This is a genomic window from Janthinobacterium sp. 75, from assembly GCF_004365495.1.
Lineage (GTDB): Bacteria > Pseudomonadota > Gammaproteobacteria > Burkholderiales > Burkholderiaceae_D > Janthinobacterium.
In genome coordinates this window covers 4,619,790-4,641,616 of the sequence record NZ_SORD01000001.1, presented here as the reverse complement: position 1 = coordinate 4,641,616, position 21,827 = coordinate 4,619,790, and the positions used below count along the sequence as shown (strand labels likewise).

The window sequence follows — 21,827 nt, the reverse complement described above, 5'->3', positions numbered from 1 at the left end:
GCATGATGGAGCGAGGCATGCAATGTCCGACTTGCGGCGAGTATGGCGACCTGCTGCACGCAACGGTCAAGAAAACGGGGCAGGCGGTGATCGTTTGCACAGAGTGCGATTTGCTGTGGGCGCATCCACAACAGGATATCGATCCGGCCCGCGCATCAGATGTGGAGTTGTTTTTGGCGCAAGCGGGTCTCGAACCCGATTGGCAAGAGCTGCAATTGGGTGCCAGGGTGCCGCCGCCCCCTAGTGCATGACGTGCGTTTCTTCCGCCCGCAGCAGAGCTTCGACTTCGTGCGCCGGCAGCGGGTGGCTGAAATAATAGCCTTGCGCTTCGTCGCAGCCGTGCTGGCGCAGGTAATCGAGCTGCGCAGCCGTTTCCACGCCTTCGGCTACCACGCGCAACTTTAAATTGTGCGCCAGGGCGATGATGGAGACGACGATGGCAGCATCGTCCGCGTCGCGCGCCACGTCACCGACGAAACTGCGGTCGATCTTCAGCACGTCGATGGGGAAGGTGCGCAGGTAGGCGAAGCTGGAATAGCCGGTGCCGAAGTCGTCGATCGACAGCTGCACCCCCAGCGCCTTCATGTCGTGCAGCTGGCTGACGGCCAGCGCCACGTCGTGCATGAACAGGCTTTCCGTCAGTTCCAGTTCCAGGCAGGCGGGCGGCAGGCCCGTTGCAAGCAGCACTTCGGAGATCGAGGCGACCAGGTTCGGCTCGTTGAACTGGCGTGCCGACAGGTTGACGGCCAGACGCAGCTTGTCCAGTCCCGCCGCGTGCCAGCTTTTCACCTGCGCGCAGGCCTGGCGCATGACCCAGGCACCGATCGGCACGATCAGGCCCGTATCCTCTGCCAGCGCGATGAAGCGCTGCGGCGCCACCATGCCCAGGTCCGGGTGCTGCCAGCGCAGCAGCGCTTCCACGCCGACAATGCGTCCGCTGGCCAGGTCCACTTGCGGCTGGTAATACAGCACGAACTGCTCGCGCTCCAGCGCGTTGCGCAGCGCCGTCTCGATGCGCAGGCGCTCCAGGGTGGCCTGGTTCATGGCCGTCGTGTAGAACTTGATGTTGTTGCGGCCCTGTTTCTTGGCGCAGTACATGGCGATGTCGGCTTGCTCGATCAGGTTCTGCGTCTCGCCATTCAACGTCACGTCGCCCGGGGCGTCGTAGCGCGACATGTCGTAGACGGCCACGCCGATGCTGCAGGTGACGAAAAATTCCTTCCCATCTAACAATACCGGCTGCGCCACGGCATCCATCACGCGCTGCACGATGGCGCCGCTGAGCAATTCGTCGGCCTGTTCGCACAGGATGGCGACGAATTCATCGCCCGACAGGCGCGCCACCGTATCGCTTTCGCGCAGGCTGGCCTGCAAGCGCGTGGCGATGGTTTTCAGCAGCAGGTCGCCGGCCTTGTGACCGAGGCTGTCATTGACGAACTTGAAACGGTCGAGGTCGATCAACAGTACCCACAATGCGCGGTTCTTGCGGCGCGACAGGGCCATCGCCTGGGCCAGGCGGTCGCGCAGCAGGGCGCGGTTGGGCAAGCCCGTCAGCACGTCGTGGTGGGCGATGTGCTGGATTTGCTGTTCGACCAGCTTGCGTTCCGTGATTTCGGACCCCGTACCCCGGTAGCCGCGAAATTCGCCCAGTTCGTTGAACAGCGGTTCGCCATTGATGCTGAACCAGCGCAACTGGCCATCGCGGTCTTTCATCGCATATTCGAGGTTGGAAAAGGGCAGGTGCGCTTCCAGATTGGCGATATGCTGCTTGCCCCAGCGCGAGTTGCGCATCTCCGGGTTGTTTTCCCAGCGCGTCATGCCGATGAAGCGTTCCAGCGGCATGTTCGACTTGTCCGTGAAACCGCTGGTGATGTGGGTGAAGCAGAAGTTGGCATCCTGTTCCCAGTACCAGTCCGAGGACAGGGCCAGCAGGCGGCGGAAGCGCTTTTCGCTTTCCTGCAAGGCGCGCTCCGTGCGCTGGCGCGCCCGCACGTCGGCGCTGAGCAGTTCATTGCTGCGCTTGAGGTCGGCCGTGCGCTGTTCCACCAGCAGCTGTACGCGGCGCGAGCGCTGCGTCAGTGTCTGCACGAAGGCCGCCGTCAGCACGCTGAACAGCAAACCCGTGATCAGGGTGAGCAATGAGCCCAGGTGGTCGGCCAGGAAGGGGCGCGGAAGGGCCACCACGCGCACATGCCAAGGCCGGCCGGCGGAGGAAAAGGCCCGGTCATAATGGCTGTGATAGGCAAATTGCAGCCAGCGTGGCAGCGACTTCCAGGCGTCGCCCGCTTCGTTGGCAGGCGCCTGGCCATGCCGGAAGATCAGCTGGTGCGGATCGGCGCCGGCGTCGGCGTAAACGCTGAGTTCGAGCTGCGGGTCGCCCAGCAGGTCGGCGCCGGCGAGGATCTTCTGCACCAGTTCCCCGGCGCGGACGACGACCGCGGTATCGCCGATCAGCGCCGCGCGCCGCTGCTGCACCGTTTGCAAGGGCACGCCGTGGCGGTACACGGGGCGCAGGATGACGAAACCCTGCTGCGGTCCCTGCGCCAGGGCCAGCAGGCCAGTGGCAGTGGTCTGGCCGCTGATGATGGCCTGTTCCAGCGCGCCGGCCAGCAAGCCGTCAGGGCGCACGTTCAGGCCGAAGGCGGGACGGTTGCCCTGCAGCGGTTCGAGATAGTCCACCACCAGGTAGCTGGCGCGCTTCGTGGCGGGCACGATGACGCCATCGCGCATTTCCGTCATGGCGTAATCGGGGGTGATGCGTCGCAGCTCGGCCTCGAAGGCCGCGCGCTGGGCATGCGGCACGATGCGGTGGAAGTTGAAAGCCTGGATGAAAGGGTGGCGCTGCAGCAGCGGCGTGGTGAAGGCGTGGAACTGCTCGCGTGAGACGGGCACGACGGCGGCAAACAGCTGGTTCGTCGTGGTCAGTACCTCGACCGCGTCATCGAGTCCCTGCTCGATGGCGGCCACGCGCGCGCCGGCGCGCTGCTGCAAGCTCAGGCTCATCTTGTCGTATTCGAGCTGGCTGATGGCGGCGAACAGCATGGCGGTGATGCCGACGCCGCTGGCAAAGGTCAGCGCAGCCGCGGCAGAAATCGACAATGGCAGGCGGCCACGCAGCATGGTTTTTCCTATCTCACTTCATGGACACTTGAATTCGGCGGCGCCTGCCGGCCCCGCGCTGGCCGTAGTTTGTCATAAACCACATTCATCATGCAGATTTTGCACCAAATTACTGCTAATAAGCAACAACATCCATGTCCATGGCGGGGGAAGACGGCAGTCAGTCTCTGCCCGCGCCTGACTGCCGGCGCATACGCCACAACTGCCATGCCGGCAGCCAGCGGTTCAGGAAAGCCATGCCGCACACCCGCCGCCAGCGCACCAGGCGCACGACGCGCAGTGCACGGCCCGCGCCTAGTTTGTCTGGCCTGGCGGCGAAGACGATGCGGTTATTGCCCGCGATGCCGTCGAAGTGGCAGACGGCGCCGCGGAAGGTGAGCATCAGGCGCGCGAGCATGGCGGGATAGTGTTCGTCATAACTGAACAGGTTTGCCACCAGCACGCCGCCGGGTAGCAGGGCGCGCAGGCAGTCCGCATAGAAGCGCGCGCTGCCCAGTGCGGGTGGCAGGCCCGTTTCATCATAGCCATCGAGCAGCAGCACGTCGGCGCAGCCCGGATGCTGGCGGATATAGCTGACGGCGTCCGTTTCGATGATATGCAGGCGCGCGTCGTCGGGCGGCAGCATGAACTGCTCGCGCAGGGCGATCACGTCGGCGCGCAATTCCAGCACGGTGATGCGCGCCTCGGGCAGGTGGCGGTGGCAGAATTTCAGCAGCGAACCGCCGCCCAGTCCCACCATCAGGATGTGCCGGGGACGCGGCACGAACAAGGTGAAGCACATCATGGCGCGCGCATAGCGCAGCAGCAGGTGGTCAGGGCGAGACAGCAGCATTTCGCTCTGGATCATGCCTGGCTGGAATTCCAGGCGGCGCCGGTCGCCGCAGGTATGCACCTGGGGCGCGCGTACGGCAGGTAATTTGCTATCCGACATAGGACGACTTCGCTGAGTGGACTGGGGGAGATGCTTTGTTGCATTCAGAGAAATCTGATAAGCTCCCGTGAGCATACCCGATTAATCCGCACCGAGCGTCCGTATATGGCAGAGGCGGGCTCGCCACTTGCCGTCCGACGTGCGGTGTGGCGCAGCGCAAGGCAGTCTACGGCACGCGGCGCCACGGCCGCGCAGTCGGGCACCATGGAGACAAGCATGTTTTTGGATCACCCCATCATTACCGCGACGAATAGTTTTACCGAGCCTGACCGCATCGAGCGGCTGACGCGCGTATATGGTTACGCAGCGGCGCTGGCCGACGTGGCCGCTAATGTCGGATTCATTGAAAAAGTGGCCCAGATCCACGATCACAAGGGTACCCTCATCGTGTTCTGGCATGAGGCGCCCAACGAAGTGGAAAAGCAGTATTTCGTGCAGGCGTGGGCCAGCAAGGTGGGCGACGGCAGCACGAATGTCGAACACGAAATCTGACCTGGCGCACCGCGCCTGCGCATCGATAGCGTAGCCCATGGATATCAAGACCCTGGTACTGGCCCTGGCGCTCGGCAACCTGAGCCTGTGCGCGGCCCTGTTCTTCTTCGAGTACGAGCGCAAGAAGTCGCTCAGCATGTCCACCTGGGCGGTGGCCAAGCAATGCCAGGCCGTGGCCTGGTGTTTGCTGTATTTCCGTGGCGTCTTGCCCGATGTGCTGTCCATCCTGCTTGGCAACAGCCTGCTGTTTGCCGGCATGGCGCTGGACGCGGGCGCGCTGTGGCAGGCGGCCGGCCGCAGCGGCTGGCGCCGCACCATGCTGCCGGCGCTGGGCCTGTCGGTGGCGCTGTTTGCCGCCTGCTACCTGTTTGACGTGGCGCCGCTGCTGCGCAGCGCCGGCGGTTCGCTGATCGTGGCCGGTTTTTTCATTGCCGGCGTGGCCGCGTTGTGCCTCAAATGGCGGGAGGCGAGCATGCTGCGCCGTTTTCTCGTCGTCAGCATGGGTATGCTGTCGCTGCTGATCGCCGCGCGCGGCGTGCTCGCTGCCGCCATGCCGTATGTTGACGCCGAGCCGCTGCAGCTGGCCGGTTTTGGCGCCCTGTACCTGATGATGCTGACGAACGCCTTCGGCTATCTGCTGCTGTCGCGTGAAAAACTGGGCGGCGAACTGGCGCGCCTGGAAGTGCTCGACGCGGCTACGGGCGTGCCGAACCGGCGCGGCTTTTACCAGGCGCTGGCGCCGTGGATGGCGCTGGCGCGCCGGCCCGGCCTGCCGACGGCGCTGGTGGTGCTCAATATCGACCATTTCAAGCGCGTCAACGACAGCTACGGCCATCCGGTGGGTGACGCAGTGCTGAAAACCATCGTCGATACTTGCCGCCAGCAACTGCGCGACAGCGACCTGATGGGCCGCCTGGGCGGCGCCGAATTTGCCATCCAGCTGCCGCGCACGACCCTGGCCGATGCGCTGATGGTGGCCGAGCGCATCCGCGCCGCCGTCGAAGTGCTGCCCGTCAAGACGGAGCGCGCCGTGCTGCAACTGACGGCCAGCCTGGGCGTGACCACCATCCGTGCCGAGGACAGCACCGTCAGCCTGTTCAAGCGGGCCGACGAGGCGCTGCAGGCTGCCAAACAGGCGGGCCGCAACAGGGTGGTGGAAGCGCAGGGCGCGTGCACGCTGGACGTGTAGCGCCCCTATTTCTTGGGTGACCCCAGCCAGCTGGGCTCTTTGCCGCATTCCTTGCTAAGGAACAAGGCGTCGAGGCCGGGATCGCAGCGCCTGTCGGGCGCCTTCATGGGCTCCACGCTGAACCATTCACTCCTGGGCAGGATCTTTTCTTCGCGTGGCGCCACCGGCGGCGCGGGTGGCAGGCTGTCTTGCCACCTTGGCGCGGCGGCAGGCGCAGGTGGGGTGGCCCAGTTTGCATCAACCTGCACTTCGCGGGCCTGTGGTTTGCTCGCGTCCTCGCGCGGCGCCTGCGTGCCTGCCTGTGCGGCGGCGCACAGGACGCTGGCGAAGACGAATAATACGGTGCGCATGGCTGCGCTGCTTGATCGATTCATGGTCTGTCCTTGGTCGGTAGCGGGAGGGTCTGCCCTGCAGTATGACGGCATCTGCAAGCAAAAAGACAAGGAACTGCAACGGCATGTTACCAAAGGGACTATAGTTATGGGTAGCAAGCAGGTGCACTGCAGCAAGGTGAGCGAGGCGCGGGGCGCCGGCATGCGGACGTGTGTATTCCCTAACTTTCATTTAAGCTAAGCAAGTTATGCTGTGGGGTGCACGCTAGGCCCCTCTTGTCGTCCGCACCGCAGTTCCCCTTTTTTACTCTTGCCAGGCCCATAATGAAAATGCTTAAATCCCTGCCTGTATGGCCGCTTGCCGCCCCCCTTGCCGGCTGGCTGTTCCTGTTCGGTTCCACGTTCAATGTCGGCGGCGCTTACCAGATCCTGTTGGTGGCTGGCTTGATCGGCAGCGTGCTGGCCGCCGTGTACCACGCGGAAGTGGTGGCGCACCGCATCGGCGAACCGTATGGCACCCTGGTGCTGGCGCTGGCCGTGACCCTGATCGAGGTGGCGCTGATCGTCTCGCTGATGCTGGCCGGCGGGCCGGAAACGACGGGACTGGCGCGCGACACCGTGTTTGCCGCCATCATGATCATTTTAAACGGCATCGTCGGCATCTGTTTGTTGCTGGGCGCCGGGCGCCACAGGGAACAGACCTTCGGCCTGCTGGGCGTGAGCGCGTCGCTGGCGACCCTGGCGGCCATCGCGATCCTGACACTGGTGCTGCCGAATTACACCTCCAGCGCCGCCGGACCATATTACAACTCCAGCCAGCTCATTTTCATTGCCGTCATCTCGCTGGTCCTGTACGGCACTTTCGTGCTGGTGCAGACGGTGCGCCACCGGGACTACTTCCTGCCCAAGGAAGCCGTCGGCGACGAAGAGGTGCATGCTGCGCCGCCCACGCCCACCGTCGCCTGGGTCAGCGCCGGTGCGCTGCTGGTGTGCCTGGGCGCCGTGGTGTTGCTGGCCAAGTCGCTGGCGCCCGCGCTGGAAACGGCGATTGCCGCCATGGGGGCGCCGAAAACCCTGGTCGGCATCGTCATCGCCGCCATCGTGCTGCTGCCCGAAGGCCTGGCCGCCGTGCGCGCGGCGCGCGCCAACCGTTTGCAAACGAGCTTGAACCTGGCGCTCGGCTCCGCCCTGGCCAGCATCGGCCTGACGATTCCCGCCGTGGTGGTGGTATCGCTGGCGACTGGCCTGACGATCACCCTGGGACTCGATATCAAGTCGACGGTGCTGTTGCTGCTGTCGCTGATGGTCGCCACACTGTCGCTGGGCACGGGCCGCACCACGGTCATGCAGGGCACGGTGCACCTGGTGATTTTTGCTGTCTATTTGTTTACCACCATCGTGCCTTAAACGTCGTCGCCGCGCGACTTCTTGTCACAATCCTGTCACGCCGCTGTCATACGATGGGGGAGTGTGGTAGGATTTTTAAATCGTTTAAATGATTTATATAGTTTAGCAACTGAGTTTGCCAACTTTTCCGGTTGGCACAGCAATGACAAGACAAGAGGCCAGTATGTATGCAGCGGTGGACCTGGGGTCCAACAGTTTTCGTTTACACGTCGGCAAGCATGATGGCGACACCATACGCGTAGTCAAGAGCGTGCGCGACCCGATACGCCTGGCCGCCGGCCTGGACGCCAATGGCGACCTGACCGAGGCGGCCATGCAGGCGGCGCTGGCCTGCTTGCAGCGCTTTCGCGCCATCCTCGCCGGCTTTGAACTCGATGCCGTGCGCGTCGTGGCCACGTCGGCCATGCGCGTGGCTCGCAATGGCGCCGTCTTCCTGCCGCTGGCCGAGCAAGCCATAGGCTACCCGATCGAGATCATCTCGGGCGAAGAAGAGGGGCGCTTGATCTACATGGGCGTGGCCAATGCGCTGGCCATTCCTGGCGAACGCCGGCTGGTGATGGATATCGGCGGCGGTTCGACCGAACTGATACTGGGGCGTGGCAATGATATCGAACGGGTCGAGTCCTTCAGCCTGGGCACCGTCAAGCAAAGCCTGTCGTTCTTCATCGGCGGGCGCATCGACGCACCGTCGTTCGAGGCGGCCATCCTGTCGGCGCGCAGCCATTTCGAGGATGCCGCGCCGCCGTACCGCCCGCAGCACTGGAAGACGGCCTACGGCTCTTCCGGCACCATCCGCACGATCGCCGACATCATCGCCCGCAACAAGCTCGGTGATGGCTTGCTGTCCGGCACCAGCCTCGATGCGCTGGCGCGCCGTTTCATCGAACTGGGCCACACCAGCCGCATCGACATGCCCGGCTTGCGCCCCGACCGCGCCAGCACCATCGTCGGCGGCCTGGCCATTTTGATCGGCCTGTTCCGCGAACTGGCCATTCCCGTCATGACGCCAATCGAGGCGGGCCTGCGCATGGGCGTGATGTGGGATTTGTACCTGCGTTCGACCAAGCGCGACCGCCGCGAACAGTCGGTGCAGGGCTGCATGGAGAAATTTCATATCGACCAGCAGCGCGCCGGCCGGGTGGCCGAGCAGGCACTGGCCATGTACGCGCAGCTCAAGCCCACGTCCGACGCCCTGGTGAAATGCCTGCGCTGGAGCAGCCTGCTGCACGAAGTGGGCCTGGCCGTGTCGCAGACGGGTTACCACAAGCACGCATCCTATATCGTGGAAAATGCAGACTTGCCCGGTTTTACCACGCGCGAACAGAAGACCATGAGCCGCTTGATCCTGGCGCAGAAGGGCAACTTGCGCAAGATCGGCGAAGTGCTGTCCGATCCCGATTTCGCCAAGGCCGTGCTGGCGCTGCGCCTGTCGATTCTGCTCATGCATGCGCGCATCGAAGCCGATTTCAGCGAACTGCGCCTGCGCATGAAGAGCCGCATCGAGCTCGACATCAAGCGCGGCTGGGTGGCGCACCATCCCACCGTGTCGTTCTGGATCGAGAAGGAGCAGGAATTCTGGGATGAGGTCGGGGTCGATTTCACCATCCGCGCCAGCGCCTAGGAGGTCATGCCGTGCGCATGACTTGATGTGTAGCATGCAAGATTTTAAAAAACAGTATATATTGTTTATATTATTTGTTAAATTGGAAAATCCATGACCAAATCCACCCCAGTGAAAAAAGCCGAGGGCGCGCCCGTATCGATGTTCCCCACCAGCGCCTCGATCAATGCGGCAGCGGCAAAGAGCGCACCGGCCGCCAAGCCTGTCGTGAAGCCAGCTGCCAAGCCGGTGGCAAAAGCCGCAGTCAAGCCAGTGGCCGCCAAGGCCGCCGCAGCGAAGCCTGTTGCCGCCAAGCCTGCCGTTGCCAAGGCGCCCGCCGCCAAGCCGGCGGCCAAGGCCGTCGTCGCCAAACCAGTTGTGGCCAAGCCCGTCGCCAAAGCCGCTGCCAAGCCGGCCGCCAAGGTTGCGGCCAAGGTTGCTGCGAAACCCGCCGCCAAGGCTGCGGTCAAGCCGGCAGCGAAAACTGCCGTCAAACCGGTGGCCAAAGCTGCCGCCAAGCCTGCACCAGCGAAAAAAGCGCCGCTCGCCAAGGTCGCCGCCGTCAAGGAAAAAGCCCGCAAGCCGAAACTGGTGCGCGACAGCTTCACCATGCCGGAAGCGGAGTATGAAGTTTTGGGCCAGGTCAAGAAAGCTTGCCTGAAGGCCGGTTTCGAGATCAAGAAAAGCGAATTGCTGCGCATCGGCGTGGCGCTGATCAGCCAGATCGACCTGGCGACCCTGCAAAACGTGCTGGCCGGCCTGCCGCAGCTGAAAACGGGCCGTCCGAAGAAGGATTGATGACGCGAGCGGAGGGGCCGCCCCCCCGCTTGCCCGTTCTGGTTTACCATGGGGGCTGTGATAGTTCCCCCGTGGTTGCCATGTCAGAAGAAACCAGTATTGAACGCGCCGGCTTCGTCGAGCGCGCCATCATCCGCCACCGCGCGCACCAGTCCATTGATGCCACCGACCATGTCGCCGAGGAAATCCCCGTCGCGCTGGTCTTCAATGGCATTTCCCACGTCGTCATGATGGCCACCCCGCGCGACCTGGAAGCATTTGCCTACGGCTTCGCGCTGACGGAAGGCGTGGTCGCTTCCGCCGGCGCTATTTTCGATTGCGAAGTGGTCCTGCGCCCTGACTCCGCCGAAGTGGCTTTGAGCATTGCCCAGGAGGATTTCGTGCGCCTGAAGGACCGGCGCCGCCAGCTGACGGGCCGCACGGGCTGCGGCGTGTGCGGCATCGACAGCATCGACATGCTCGATTTGCGGCCCGAAGCGCTGCCGCCGCCTCTGATCCACGTCGACTTGCCGGCCGCGCTGGCGCGCGCGTCGGGCGGCTTGCACGAACACCAGGCGCTGATGCGGGCAACGGGCGGCGTGCATGCGGCCGCGTGGTGCACGCCCGAAGGCGATATCGTCCACGTGTTCGAGGATGTCGGCCGGCATAACGGCCTCGATAAACTGATAGGCCATTTGGCACTGAGCGGCACTGACATGCGGCGCGGCTTCGTATTCCTGTCCAGCCGCGGCAGCTACGAGCTGGCGCGCAAGGCGGCGCGCATGCGGATCCCGCTGCTGGCGACGATCTCCGCCCCCAGTTCGCTGGCCATTTCCATTGCCGCGCAGGCGGGCATGAAGCTGGTCGGCTTCTGCCGCCAGGATGCGTACGTCGATTACACGCCCGGGATCACCTTGTAAGTTCCGCTGCGTTCCATCAGCACGGGGACAGATTTCGACGTCGGCGTGCCGGCGCCGTCCGCCGTGCTGGCGAGCGGCACCAGCGCGTTCGTCTCCGGGTAATACGCGCCCAGGCAGCCGCGCGGGATGTCGTAGTCCACCAGCCGGAAACCATCGGCACGGCGCGCCACGCCATCGTCCCAGGCGCCGATCAAGTCCACCAGGTCGCCATCGGAAAAGCCCAGCATGGCGATATCGTCCTTGTTGGCGAAGACCACCTTGCGCGTGCCGTACACGCCGCGGTAGCGGTCATCCATGCCATAGATGGTGGTGTTGTACTGGTCGTGCGAGCGCGTGCTCATCAAGACCATCAGGCGCTCGCCGTGGCGCGCGCGGGCGCGATGCAACGGCGTGTCGAGGTCCAGCGGGGCGACGAGGAAGCTGGCCTTGCCGCTGGCCGTCTTCCATACGCGTTCGCGCGAGGCCACCGTCAGATGAAAGCCGCCCGGCTGGGCCACCCTGGCGTTGTAGTCATAAAAGTCGTCAAACACTTTCTCGATGTCGTCACGGATACGCGCATAGTCGGCCGCATACGCGCGCCAGTCCACCAGGCCGTTGCCCAGCGTCGCTTCGGCCATGCCGGCCACGATGGCCACTTCCGAGCGCAGCTGTGGCGAGGCGGGCGCATTGCGGCCGTACGAGATATGCACCATGCTCATCGAGTCTTCCACCGTCACGCCCTGCGCCACGCCGTGCTGCAGGTCGATCTCCGTGCGCCCCAGGGTAGGCAGCAGCAAGGCTTCCTTGCCGATGACCAGGTGGCTGCGATTGAGCTTGGTGGCCACTTGCACCGTCAGCGCGCACTGGCGCAACGCGGCAAAGGTCAGCGGCGTGTCGGGCGTGGCGGCGGCGAAATTGCCACCCAGCGCAATGAATACCTTGACGTCGCCGCGTTGCATGGCTTCGATGGTGGCTACGACGTCGTGGCCGTGCGCGCGCGGCGGCGCGAAGCCATACACCTGGCCCAGGCGGTCGAGGAAGGCGTTGGTGGGCTTTTCCTCGATGCCCATGGTACGGTCGCCCTGCACGTTCGAGTGGCCGCGCACGGGGCATAGGCCCGCGCCCGGCTTGCCGATCTGGCCGCGCAGCATCATCAGGTTCGACAACATGCGGATGGCTGCCACACTGTGCTTGTGCTGCGTCAGGCCCATGCCCCAGGTGGCGATAATGCGCTGGCCCTTGATGAAGATGTCCGTCAGCGCCCCGATCTGCGCGCGCGCCACGCCCGACTCCCGTACCAGCAGTTCCCAACTTTCTGCGCGCAGGTCGTCGCGGAAGGCCTCGAAACCGCTACAGTGTTCAACGATGAAAGCATAGTCGATGACGGCGGGCTCGCCGCTGGCCTGCGCCGCATCGTCATGCTCGACGACGCGCTTGGCGACAGCCTTGATCAGGGCGAAGTCGCCGCCCAGGGTGGGTTGCACGAACAGGCCGGCCAAGCGCGTGCTGCCCAGGGTCGCCATTTCCAGCGCGCTTTGCGGGTCCATGAAGCGCTGCAAGCCCCGTTCGCGCAGGGGATTGATGGAAACGATTGAGCCGCCGCGGCGCGCGCAATCGCGCAGTTCGCCCAGCATGCGCGGATGGTTGGTGGCGGGATTCTGGCCGAAGATGAGGATGGTGTCGGCCAGTTCGAAGTCGGTCAAGGTCACCGTGCCCTTGCCGATGCCCACGGTGGCCGGCAAGCCGCGGCTGGTCGCCTCGTGGCACATGTTGGAGCAGTCGGGGAAGTTGTTCGTGCCGTACAGGCGCGCCATCAGCTGGTACAAAAAGGCCGCTTCGTTGCTGGCGCGGCCCGACGTATAAAACGCGGCCTGGTTCGGGTCGGGCAGGGCGCGCAGGTGGCGGCCCACGAGGGCGCAGGCGTCTTCCCAGGTGATGGGCACGTAGCGGTCGCTGGCAGGGTCGTACACCATCGGTTCGGTCAGGCGGCCGTGCTGCTCCAGCGCGTAGTCCGACTGTTCCAGCAACTGGGTGACGGTATGGCTGGCAAACAGCTCCGGGCCGGCGCGGCGGCTGGTCGCTTCGGCGGCGACGGCCTTGGCGCCGTTTTCGCAAAAGGCAAACGTGGAAGCGTGGTTGCGGTCCGGCCAGGCGCAGCCGGGGCAGTCGAAGCCGTCCGGCTGGTTTTGCGCCAGCAAGGCTTTCAGATTGCCGGCCGTGACCCGTTCCTGGCGCAGGCTGATGACCACGTGTTTCAATGCATCCCAGCCGGCGGCCGGCTTGGCATAGGGCGTGATGTGGGGTGCTTCGTGTTCGTCCATGGTGGCTTTCCGGAAGGGGCGTGTGGTAATTATGCACGATCCCCGAATGACATTGACTAGCGTCATGGAAATGACATTCGGCTGTCATTTTCCTGACATATTAGGCAAGTACGCTGGAGTCGTCTTGATCACAGGGATGAAACCATGCAAAACATAATCGCATCAAACGAAGCCAAGGCCCGGCCGGTTCAACTGGTGCTGAGCCAGGCCACTACAGCGGCGGAATTGCGCGAAGTCCAGCGTTTGCGTTACAAGGTGTTTATCGAGACCATGGGTCTGACGTCGCTGGCCAACGCCGATGGCCTCGACAGCGATGAATTCGACGCGCACTGCGATCATCTGATCGTGCGCGACGCCGATACCCTGAAAGTGGTGGGCACTTACCGCGTGCTGAGCGCGGCCAAGGCGGCCAAGATTGGCCGGCTGTATTCGGAAAACGAGTTCGACCTGAGCCGCCTGAAGAACCTGCGCGGACGCATGGTCGAAGCGGGCCGCGCCTGCATCCACCCGAAATACCGGGGCGGCAGCGTGATCATGCTGCTGTGGTCGGGCCTGGCCGAGTACATGCGCCGCGAGCGCTGCGACTACCTGGTCGGCTGCGCCAGCATCAGCCTGGCCGATGGCGGACATAACGCCGTCGCCGTGTACCAGGCGCTGGCGGAAAAGCACATGGCGCCGGCCGAATACCGCGTCACGCCGCACCTGCCTTTCCCCATCCACCAGGTGGAAGCAGCGCACAAGCCGCAAGTGCCGCCGCTGATCAAGGGCTACCTGCGTTCGGGTGCCTGGATTTGCGGCGAACCGGCGTGGGATCCTGATTTCGAAAGCGCCGACATGTTCATGATGATGCCGCTGGCGAATCTGGACGAGCGCTACGCGCGCCATTACGGGGTGGTGCCTGGTTAAGGCTGCCAAGGCGAATGCCGGGCAGTGAGGCCAGCCTCGCTACTACCAGCGCGGCCAGGCAGGCATCGGTCATGGCGCGCTGCGCCGGCGCGCCAATTTCACCGGCGCGCCAATTTCACCAGCGGGCCGCGATGGCCGCTTGCGAGCCCGTTTCAACGATGGCCGTGGCGAGGATGGCGCGATGACGTCGGGGCGCATGTCGCCCAGAAGCGTCGCCGGGCTGCGCTTGAGATCGCTGGTTAAAAGCTGACCTTGATGCCTGCGGGGACTATGCGTGTTGTGTCAGATCAAAGGTGAGTGCTCATGCTGGCTGGCAGAGGGCAATGCGGAGTGAATGCGAGGGGGGGATGGCGCTGGAGCGGGTGGGCAGAGAAACGGTCAGCATGGTTTGGGCTGGGTCTCTTCGCTATCGTGCTCGGATGTTGTACTGTGAGCGAACTACGCGAATTTCATGGCAAAAGTTCATGGCGCCGGGGACCTGGGTGCCTGGCATGGCATTACAACAGCGGGTGACTCAATGGACTGGCGTGGCGGACAGTTCCTTCAGTTCGCGGATGGTGATGTCCGACTTTTCATGCATGCGCAATAAAATCGTTGCACCGACCGACAGTTTGCCGTGACGAATCTTGCTGATGATGGGGGGCTGGACTTCCAGAACACGGCACAGTTCCGCATCATTTTTCAGGTTCATCTTCTCGATCAGGGTATCGAGCAGCTTGTTGGGCACAAAACTCGATGGCTCGAGCGCCCGCGCCCGGTTCATCGCTTCAATCATTTCCAGCTTCTTTTGCCGAACGTTCATTTACTCCTCCTTCAGGTTATGCAAGGGACGGGACCACACTGATGCGGCCCCGGCTAAAGTTCGTCATCGCAGTACGGCTGTCTGGGTGACGTGACAACATTCGCGTTAAAACATTGATAACCAGGCAAGTGTTTTCAATAATACTACGATAACAAAACTTGTGACAGATGGTCAGTTAAATTAACTGATTGTTTGATCAATTTGGTTGACGGTTGTTGTATTTTGTAAGCCGTTTTTCGTCAGGATCATGGTTCTGTCCGCCATTTCGGCGGCGGCCAGCGAATGCGTGACCATGATCGCGCAACTGCCGTTGGCCTTGATTTCGGCGCGTAGCAATTGCAGGATGCTGTGCGCCGTATCCGGATCGAGGTTGCCGGTAGGCTCATCGGCCAGCACCAGTGCCGGCTTGTGCACGAGCGCGCGGGCAATGGCCACGCGCTGCATTTCGCCGCCCGACAGTTGCTGCGGAAAGTCGCCGCCGCGTCCGCCCAGGCCGACCGCTTCGAGCATGCTGGTGGCACGCTCCTGGGGCAGTCCGTTGAGCAGCAGCGGCAGGGCCACGTTTTGCAGCAGGGTCAGGTGCGGCAAGACGTGGAAGGCCTGGAAAATAAAGCCCATGCGGGCGCGACGCAGCCGGGTGGCGGCGGCGTCATCGAGGCTGGACATGGCTATGCCGTCCACCAGGATAGGATGCGCTTCGGTACCCGCATCGGGCGTATCGAGGCCGGCGATCAGGTTCAGCAAGGTCGACTTGCCGACGCCCGAGTCACCCATGATGGCGATGAATTCCCCGGCCTTGAAGCGGCAGGAAATGTTGGCCAGCACGGGACGGGCATGGGCATAGGACTTCGACAGATGGCGCAATTCGAGCATGGTGTTAACGGCTATCGTAAAGGGTGGCACGCGGGGGAGAGGGGGGCCTGGGAACTGCAAAGGGGCGCGGATTGTTTGGCCGGCAATGTGTAGTATACGACAGGCTTATCATTTTTGCTGGCTAATACCAATTTTGTTTGCACACTGTTAGTTTGACCTTAAGTTACCTGTCGCACGGCCGGCTTGTGCGGATTCCGCTATGATGGGAAAAAGTCATCGGCAAAGGCGCCCGCAAACCGCTGTGGCAGGGGCGGCGCCCGGTGGCTGACCGTGCAAGTCCATTGTGAACCTTGATAAACGACGCCAGCCCATGACCATGCCATTCGCCCAACACCAGTCAGAGTTGTATCACCCCAACAACGTCCGAGTGGCCAGCGCCACTCCTGCCACAATAGTCGAGATCAGCAGCGGCCTGCTGGCGCGCGATGCCTGGACCTCGCCCAAGTACCTGTACGACGCCTTGGGCTCGAAACTGTTCGAAGCCATTTGCGCCTTGCCCGAGTACTATCCCACGCGCACGGAGGCCGCCATCTTTGCCCGTCACGGCGCCGAGATCGCGCACGCCGTAGGGCCCGGCAGCACCCTGATCGACCTCGGTGCGGGCAATTGCGCCAAGGCCGCCAGCCTGTTCCCCCTGCTGCACCCGGCCCAGTATGTGGCCGTGGATATTTCCTATGATTTCCTTAGCGAATCGCTGAGCCGCCTGCAGCAGCGCTTTCCGCACATCGAGATGACGGGCCTGGGCCTGGATTTTTCCAGCCGCCTGGACTTGCCCGACAGCGTGCGCGAGGCGCGGCGATTGTTCTTCTATCCTGGTTCGTCGATCGGCAATTTTGCTCCCGAGCAAGCGACCGCCTTCCTGCGCCGCCTGCGCGCGAATGCGGACGGCGATGGCGGCCTGTTGATCGGCGTCGATCTGATCAAGGATGATGCCGTCCTCGACGCCGCCTATGACGATGCGCTGGGCGTCACGGCCGCCTTCAACCTGAACATGTTGCGCCACGTGAACGGCCTGATTGGTGCGGACTTCGATGTGCGCGCCTGGCAGCATCATGGCTTTTTCAACGCCGACGAGCGCCGTGTCGAGATGCACCTGGAAGCACGCAGCGAGCAAGTTGTCCATTGGAAAGGTGGTCAGCGGCGTTTCGCGAAAGGCGAGCGTATCCATACAGAAGACAGCTACAAATACACGCGCGCGACCTTCGTCGGCTTGCTGGAGCAGGCGGGGTTTTCCACAGTGCAAGTCTGGACGGATCCGCAGCAGTGGTTTGCCGTCATTTACGCGCGCGTGATCCGGGATTGAGAAGGAAAAGATGCTGATCGATCATTACAACAAGGTGCGCCAGCACTCGCTGCGGCTGGCCGAACCCCTGTCCGACGAAGATTGCGGCGCCCAGTCGATGTCGGACGCCAGTCCCGTGAAATGGCATCTGGCGCATACCACCTGGTTTTTTGAAACGTTTATCCTGGAAAGCATGGAAGCGGCGTTCGCGCCATTCCACCCCGCCTTTCGCGTGCTGTTCAATTCCTACTACAACGGCGTGGGCGAGAAGCATCCGCGCGCGCAACGGGGCTTGCTGACGCGCCCTGGCATGGCGCAAGTACGCGCCTACCGGATGGATGTCGATGCGCGCATCGCCCGTTTGCTGGCGGGCGAACTGGCGCGGCCCGAGCGCGAACGCCTGACCATGCTGCTGGCGCTGGGCCTTGAACACGAGCAGCAGCACCAGGAGTTACTGCTGACGGACGTGAAACACTTGCTGGCGCAGAGCGCCCTCTTTCCCGCTTACCTGGACAGCGCGCTTGCGCCAGCGCAAGAACATGCGCAGCCCACGGTCTGGCTCCCGTTTGACGGCGGCCTGGCGCAGATCGGCCATGCGGGCGATGGTTTTTGCTTCGACAATGAATTGCCGCGCCATCCGCAGTACGTGGCGCCGTTCGAACTGGCCAGCGCGCTGGTGACGAATGGCGAATTTCTCGCCTTCATCGAGGCGGGCGGCTACCGCATGGCGCACTTGTGGCTGGCCGAAGGCTGGGACTGGGTGCGCAGCCAGCAGCTCGTATGCCCGCTGTACTGGCAGCGCGACGAGGCGGGCCACTGGCAGGAATTCACCTTGTTTGGCTTGCGCCCGCTGGACCCGCACGCGCCGGCTACCCACCTGTCGCTGTTCGAGGCGGATGCGTATGCGCACTGGGCCGGCGCGCGCCTGCCGACGGAAGGGGAGTGGGAAGTGGCGGCGCAAGGCGTCGCCGTGGAAGTGGGCCAGCTGCATCCGGCCCCGGCCACCTTGGGCGCAGGCTTGCGGCAAATGTTCGGCCACTGCTGGCAGTGGACCAGCAGCAGCTACGCGCCGTATCCCGGCTACCGCACGGCGCCGGGGGCGCTGGGCGAGTACAACGGCAAGTTCATGTTGAACCAGTATGTGCTGCGCGGCTCGTCGTGCGCCACGCCGGTCGGCCATGCACGCGCCAGCTACCGCAATTTCTTCCCGGCTGGTGCGCGCTGGCAATTTTCCGGCATCCGCCTGGCGCGCCAGGTGGAATAGCTTGCTTACTGCAAGCGCGGAACGGACGGCGCAGGGCGGGGTGGCGCCTTGCGGTCGGCGTTTTGCTCCAGCTTGAACTGGCTGACGAGGGTCTCCAGTTCGCCTGCCTGTTCATGCATCGCTGCCGCCGCTGCTGCCGCCTCCTCGACCAGGGCCGCGTTCTGTTGCGTCGTCTGATCCATCTGCATGATGGCGGCATTGATCTGCTCGATACCTTCGCTCTGCTCGTGGTTGGCGACGCTGATTTCACCGACGATGGCGCTGACCCGGCCCACGCTGGCCACCACTTCTTCCATCGTGGCACCCGCCTGACTGACCAGCTGCGCGCCCTGTCCTACGCGGGTGACGGAGTCGGCAATGAGTTCCTTGATTTCCTTGGCGGCCTGGCTTGACCTCTGCGCCAGGTTGCGCACTTCGGACGCCACCACGGCAAAGCCACGGCCTTGCTCGCCGGCCCTGGCCGCCTCGACTGCCGCGTTCAGGGCCAGGATATTCGTTTGGAAGGCGATGCCGTCGATGACGGCGATGATGTCGACGATCTTGCGCGAGGAAGCATTGATGGCATCCATGGTGCCGATCACTTCCGCCATGGCCGTGCCGCCGCGCTGCGCGATGGCCGACGCCGAGCGGGCCAGGCTGTCCGCCTGGCGCGCATTGTCGCTGTTGCTGCGCACGGTACCCGTCAGTTCGATCATCGACGAGGCCGTTTCTTCCAGCGCGCTGGCCTGCGCTTCCGTGCGGGCCGACAGGTCGGCATTGCCGCTGGCAATCTGGCTCGACGCCACGGCGATGGTGCCCGTGCCGCCGCGCACCTGTCCCACCAGGGTGGCCAGGTTGGTATTCATGTCGCGCAGTGCCTGCAGCAGCTGGCCCGTTTCATCCTTGCCATCGGCCGCGATTTTACTGCTCAGGTCGCCTGCGGCCACGGCTTGCGCCACGCGCAAGGCATACGCGATGGGTGTGGTGATCGAGCGCGTGACCCTCCAGGCGAAGAGCACGCCCAGCAGCAAGGCGGCTGTGCCCAGGCAGGCCATCAGCACATTTGCCGCGGAAATATTCTGCTGGATTTGCTGGCCGCCATGCACGACCACTTGGCGCTGCAGCTCGTTCAGTTGGTTGACCGTTTTTTGCAAGCGGTTCAGGGCGGGCAGGGTATCGTCGCGCACATGCACGGCTGCTTCCGAACGCTGTCCCGCCATCAGCAGCTTGTCGGCCTGGCTGAACGAGACGACATAGGCCTTGCGCTGCTGCTTCAGTGTGGCCAGCAGTTCCTTGCCTTCAGGCAGCACGATCAGGCGGTCGAGGATGGCCAGCGCATCGCTGATGGTGGCCTTGTTCGCGTCGATTTCGCCGTGGATGGCGTTGGCGCGGGCCGGATCTTCATGGATGAACAGCTCCAGCACGAGCGCCGCGTTCGACCGCGTGGTACTGCGGATGGTGGCAATGGCATCGGCCTTGGCCCAGTCTTTCTCAATGATCGCTTCGCTGAGCGCGCCGATCTTGTCCAGTCGGAAAAGGCCCGTGCTTACCAGCACTGCCATCAGCAACAGCACCACGCCAAAACCGGCACCCAGGCGTACGCCTATCTTCATATCCGTCAATTTCATACTGATTCCCTCGGTAGCTAATGATCTGTCTCCGGTGGTCTTCTTATGAAACGATTATACGGTCGGCGATACCTGATTTGCACTATTAATTGCTCAATAGAAATGAAAAAGCGGCACGGCGATCAAGCCGTACCGCTTTTTCTCCCTATGAGGGATGCCCGAGTCGCGCTCAGGCGGCGCTGGCCGCCAAGTCGGCCGCTGTTGTTTTTTCGGCTTCCGTCTGCCCGATGCGGCGGTTCACGGCCGACAGCACGGCCTTGAACGAGGCGGTGACGATATTGCTGTCGATGGCGGCGCCGAACAGGGTCGGGCCGTTGTCGAGGCGCAGTTCCACGTAGCAAGCCGCTTGCGCGTTGGCGCCCGAGCCGATCGAATGCTCATGGTAATCCATCAATTTGATGTCCAGGCCCAGCGCATTGACGAAGGCATCGATGGGGCCGTTGCCGCCGCCTTGCAGGGCCAGCGGGGTCTGGCGGTGCGACAGGCTGATGTCGATCTGCACGGATTCATCGCTGTTCGTGTCTTCCACCATGCGGTGCGAGGCGTAGGCGTACGGCGCCGTCTGCTCCAGGTATTCCTTCTGGAAAATTTCATGGATATCCTGTGCGGCGATTTCGCGGCCCGTGGCATCGGCCACGGCTTGCACGGCGCGCGAGAATTCGATCTGCAGGCGGCGCGGCAAGACCAGGCCGTATTCCTGTTCCAGCAAATACGCCATGCCGCCCTTGCCGGACTGGCTGTTGACGCGGATCACGGCGTCGTAGCTGCGGCCCAGGTCGGCCGGGTCGATCGGCAAGTACGGTACTTCCCAGATGCTGTCCGGTTGTTGCTTGGCAAAACCTTTCTTGATGGCATCCTGGTGCGAGCCGGAAAACGCCGTGAAGACCAGGTCGCCCGCATACGGGTGGCGCGGGTGGACGGGCAACTGATTGCACTCCTCCACGCACTTGCGCACGTTGTCGATGTCGGAGAAATCCAGACCCGGGTGCACGCCCTGCGTGTACAAATTCATCGCCAGGGTGACCAGGTCGACGTTGCCGGTGCGCTCGCCATTGCCGAACAAGCAGCCTTCGACGCGGTCGGCGCCCGCCATCACGGCCAGTTCGGCCGACGCGACGGCCGTGCCGCGGTCGTTGTGCGGGTGCACGCTGATGATGATGGAGTCGCGGCGCGCCAGTTTGCGCGACATCCATTCGATCTGGTCCGCATACACGTTCGGCGTGCTGCATTCCACGGTCGATGGCAAGTTGATGATCATCTTGTTGGCCGGCGTCGGCTTCCAGATGGCGCTGACGGCGTCGCAGATATGCTTGGAGAAATCGAGCTCGGTGGTGGAAAACGATTCCGGCGTGTATTCAAAGCCCCATTCCGTTTCCGGATGCTGGGCTACCAACTGTTTTACCAAGGTGGTGCCGGTGGTGGCGATATTCGTGATTTCTTCGCGCGACATGCCGAACACGACCTTGCGGAACACGGGCGCCACCGAGTTGTACAGGTGGACGATGGCGCGCTTGGCGCCGACGACCGATTCCACCGTGCGGCGTATCAATTCTTCGCGCGACTGGGTCAGCACGATGATGGTGACGTCGTCCGGGATGCGGCCTTCATCGACGAGTTTGCGCACGAAGTCGAAATCCGTCTGCGATGCCGATGGGAAGCCCACCTCGATTTCCTTCAGGCCGATGGCGATCAGCATCTCGAAGAACCGCAGTTTCTTTTCCGCGCTCATGGGCTCGATCAAGGATTGGTTGCCGTCTCGCAAGTCGGTGCTCATCCAGATAGGCGGTTTGCTGATAATCTGGTTTGGCCATTGACGGTCGGTCAATTTGACGGGAGGAAAGGCGCGGTATTTGGAAGCTGGGTTTTGCAACATCATGATCGGGTACTCCTGAAGATAGGGGGAAATCAATGGTTGTGGCGCAAGCTTGCCGGGCGGCCACGCAACACTAGGCCAGGCAAGCGGTCGGTAGTTTTAGCAGGCAAAGCAGGGCAACGGCGCCAGCGGTGGCGGTCGCGTCAGAAGTT

At 63.3% G+C, this 21,827-nt stretch carries 18 protein-coding genes; 10 read left to right on the top strand and 8 right to left on the bottom strand.

Going from position 1 to position 21,827, the window contains the following annotated elements; translation table 11 throughout:
* Window positions 1–17: 17 nt before the first annotated feature.
* Window positions 18–251 (top strand): hypothetical protein, encoded by a 234-nt coding sequence (locus C8C89_RS21075; RefSeq protein WP_133992340.1) that lies wholly within the window; start codon window positions 18–20, stop codon window positions 249–251.
* Here the strand turns inward: C8C89_RS21075 and C8C89_RS21070 are convergent.
* Together C8C89_RS21070 and C8C89_RS21065 are read right to left on the bottom strand one after the other, a co-directional pair.
* Window positions 241–3,120 (bottom strand): EAL domain-containing protein, encoded by a 2,880-nt coding sequence (locus C8C89_RS21070; protein WP_133992338.1) that lies wholly within the window; start codon window positions 3,118–3,120, stop codon window positions 241–243. The genes C8C89_RS21075 and C8C89_RS21070 overlap by 11 nt on opposite strands.
* Before the next feature lie 160 nt (window positions 3,121–3,280).
* Complete coding sequence (locus C8C89_RS21065) at window positions 3,281–4,051, bottom strand: transferase spermidine synthase (protein ID WP_101480701.1); 771 nt, start codon at window positions 4,049–4,051, stop codon at window positions 3,281–3,283.
* A 216-nt stretch (window positions 4,052–4,267) separates the two neighbouring features.
* Here C8C89_RS21065 and C8C89_RS21060 point away from each other — a divergent pair, with 216 nt between their 5' ends.
* Window positions 4,268–4,543, top strand: coding sequence for a hypothetical protein (locus C8C89_RS21060; protein ID WP_101480702.1), 276 nt, complete (start codon window positions 4,268–4,270; stop codon window positions 4,541–4,543).
* A gap of 37 nt (window positions 4,544–4,580) precedes the next feature.
* Window positions 4,581–5,732, top strand: a complete 1,152-nt coding sequence (locus C8C89_RS21055; protein ID WP_133992336.1) for a GGDEF domain-containing protein — start codon at window positions 4,581–4,583, stop codon at window positions 5,730–5,732.
* Window positions 5,733–5,737: 5 nt separating this feature from the next.
* Here the strand turns inward: C8C89_RS21055 and C8C89_RS21050 are convergent, their stop codons facing one another.
* The gene (locus C8C89_RS21050) at window positions 5,738–6,082 is read right to left on the bottom strand and encodes a hypothetical protein (RefSeq protein WP_133992334.1); all 345 of its coding nucleotides are present in this window, start codon (window positions 6,080–6,082) and stop codon (window positions 5,738–5,740) included.
* A 306-nt stretch (window positions 6,083–6,388) separates the two neighbouring features.
* Here C8C89_RS21050 and C8C89_RS21045 point away from each other — a divergent pair, with 306 nt between their 5' ends.
* The 4 genes from C8C89_RS21045 to fdhD all read left to right on the top strand — a co-directional run bounded on the left by C8C89_RS21045 (window position 6,389) and on the right by fdhD (window position 10,768).
* Window positions 6,389–7,471, top strand: coding sequence for an ionic transporter y4hA (locus C8C89_RS21045; RefSeq protein WP_071077959.1), 1,083 nt, complete (start codon window positions 6,389–6,391; stop codon window positions 7,469–7,471).
* A 163-nt stretch (window positions 7,472–7,634) separates the two neighbouring features.
* Window positions 7,635–9,092, top strand: coding sequence for a Ppx/GppA phosphatase family protein (locus C8C89_RS21040; protein WP_133993588.1), 1,458 nt, complete (start codon window positions 7,635–7,637; stop codon window positions 9,090–9,092).
* Window positions 9,093–9,185: 93 nt separating this feature from the next.
* The gene (locus tag C8C89_RS21035; RefSeq protein WP_133992332.1) at window positions 9,186–9,869 is read left to right on the top strand and encodes a hypothetical protein; all 684 of its coding nucleotides are present in this window, start codon (window positions 9,186–9,188) and stop codon (window positions 9,867–9,869) included.
* A gap of 80 nt (window positions 9,870–9,949) precedes the next feature.
* Window positions 9,950–10,768: a formate dehydrogenase accessory sulfurtransferase FdhD gene (fdhD, locus tag C8C89_RS21030; protein ID WP_166674816.1), complete on the top strand. Its 819-nt coding sequence runs from the start codon at window positions 9,950–9,952 to the stop codon at window positions 10,766–10,768.
* On the opposite strand, the gene C8C89_RS21025 is transcribed toward fdhD, so the two are convergent.
* The gene (locus C8C89_RS21025) at window positions 10,744–13,068 is read right to left on the bottom strand and encodes an FdhF/YdeP family oxidoreductase (RefSeq protein ID WP_133992328.1); all 2,325 of its coding nucleotides are present in this window, start codon (window positions 13,066–13,068) and stop codon (window positions 10,744–10,746) included. The genes fdhD and C8C89_RS21025 overlap by 25 nt on opposite strands.
* A gap of 144 nt (window positions 13,069–13,212) precedes the next feature.
* On the opposite strand from C8C89_RS21025, the gene C8C89_RS21020 reads away from it, so the two are divergent.
* Window positions 13,213–13,974 (top strand): GNAT family N-acyltransferase, encoded by a 762-nt coding sequence (locus C8C89_RS21020; RefSeq protein WP_101480710.1) that lies wholly within the window; start codon window positions 13,213–13,215, stop codon window positions 13,972–13,974.
* Between the two features lie 514 nt (window positions 13,975–14,488).
* On the opposite strand, the gene C8C89_RS21015 is transcribed toward C8C89_RS21020, so the two are convergent.
* Together C8C89_RS21015 and C8C89_RS21010 are read right to left on the bottom strand one after the other, a co-directional pair.
* On the bottom strand, window positions 14,489–14,776 hold the full coding sequence (locus C8C89_RS21015; protein ID WP_034786045.1) for a hypothetical protein: 288 nt from the start codon (window positions 14,774–14,776) through the stop codon (window positions 14,489–14,491).
* Between the two features lie 180 nt (window positions 14,777–14,956).
* Window positions 14,957–15,649, bottom strand: a complete 693-nt coding sequence (locus C8C89_RS21010) for an ABC transporter ATP-binding protein (RefSeq protein ID WP_133992326.1) — start codon at window positions 15,647–15,649, stop codon at window positions 14,957–14,959.
* 310 nt (window positions 15,650–15,959) lie between these two features.
* Between C8C89_RS21010 and egtD the strand changes: the two genes are divergently transcribed.
* Both egtD and egtB read left to right on the top strand, forming a co-directional pair.
* On the top strand, window positions 15,960–16,952 hold the full coding sequence (gene egtD, locus C8C89_RS21005) for an L-histidine N(alpha)-methyltransferase (RefSeq protein ID WP_133992324.1): 993 nt from the start codon (window positions 15,960–15,962) through the stop codon (window positions 16,950–16,952).
* A 10-nt stretch (window positions 16,953–16,962) separates the two neighbouring features.
* Window positions 16,963–18,195, top strand: a complete 1,233-nt coding sequence (gene egtB, locus C8C89_RS21000; protein WP_133992322.1) for an ergothioneine biosynthesis protein EgtB — start codon at window positions 16,963–16,965, stop codon at window positions 18,193–18,195.
* Window positions 18,196–18,200: 5 nt separating this feature from the next.
* On the opposite strand, the gene C8C89_RS20995 is transcribed toward egtB, so the two are convergent.
* Window positions 18,201–19,802 (bottom strand): methyl-accepting chemotaxis protein, encoded by a 1,602-nt coding sequence (locus tag C8C89_RS20995; protein WP_166674815.1) that lies wholly within the window; start codon window positions 19,800–19,802, stop codon window positions 18,201–18,203.
* A gap of 169 nt (window positions 19,803–19,971) precedes the next feature.
* A complete protein-coding gene (leuA, locus tag C8C89_RS20990) occupies window positions 19,972–21,678 on the bottom strand; it encodes a 2-isopropylmalate synthase (protein WP_133992320.1) in 1,707 nt (568 codons plus the stop codon).
* Window positions 21,679–21,827: the final 149 nt, after the last annotated feature.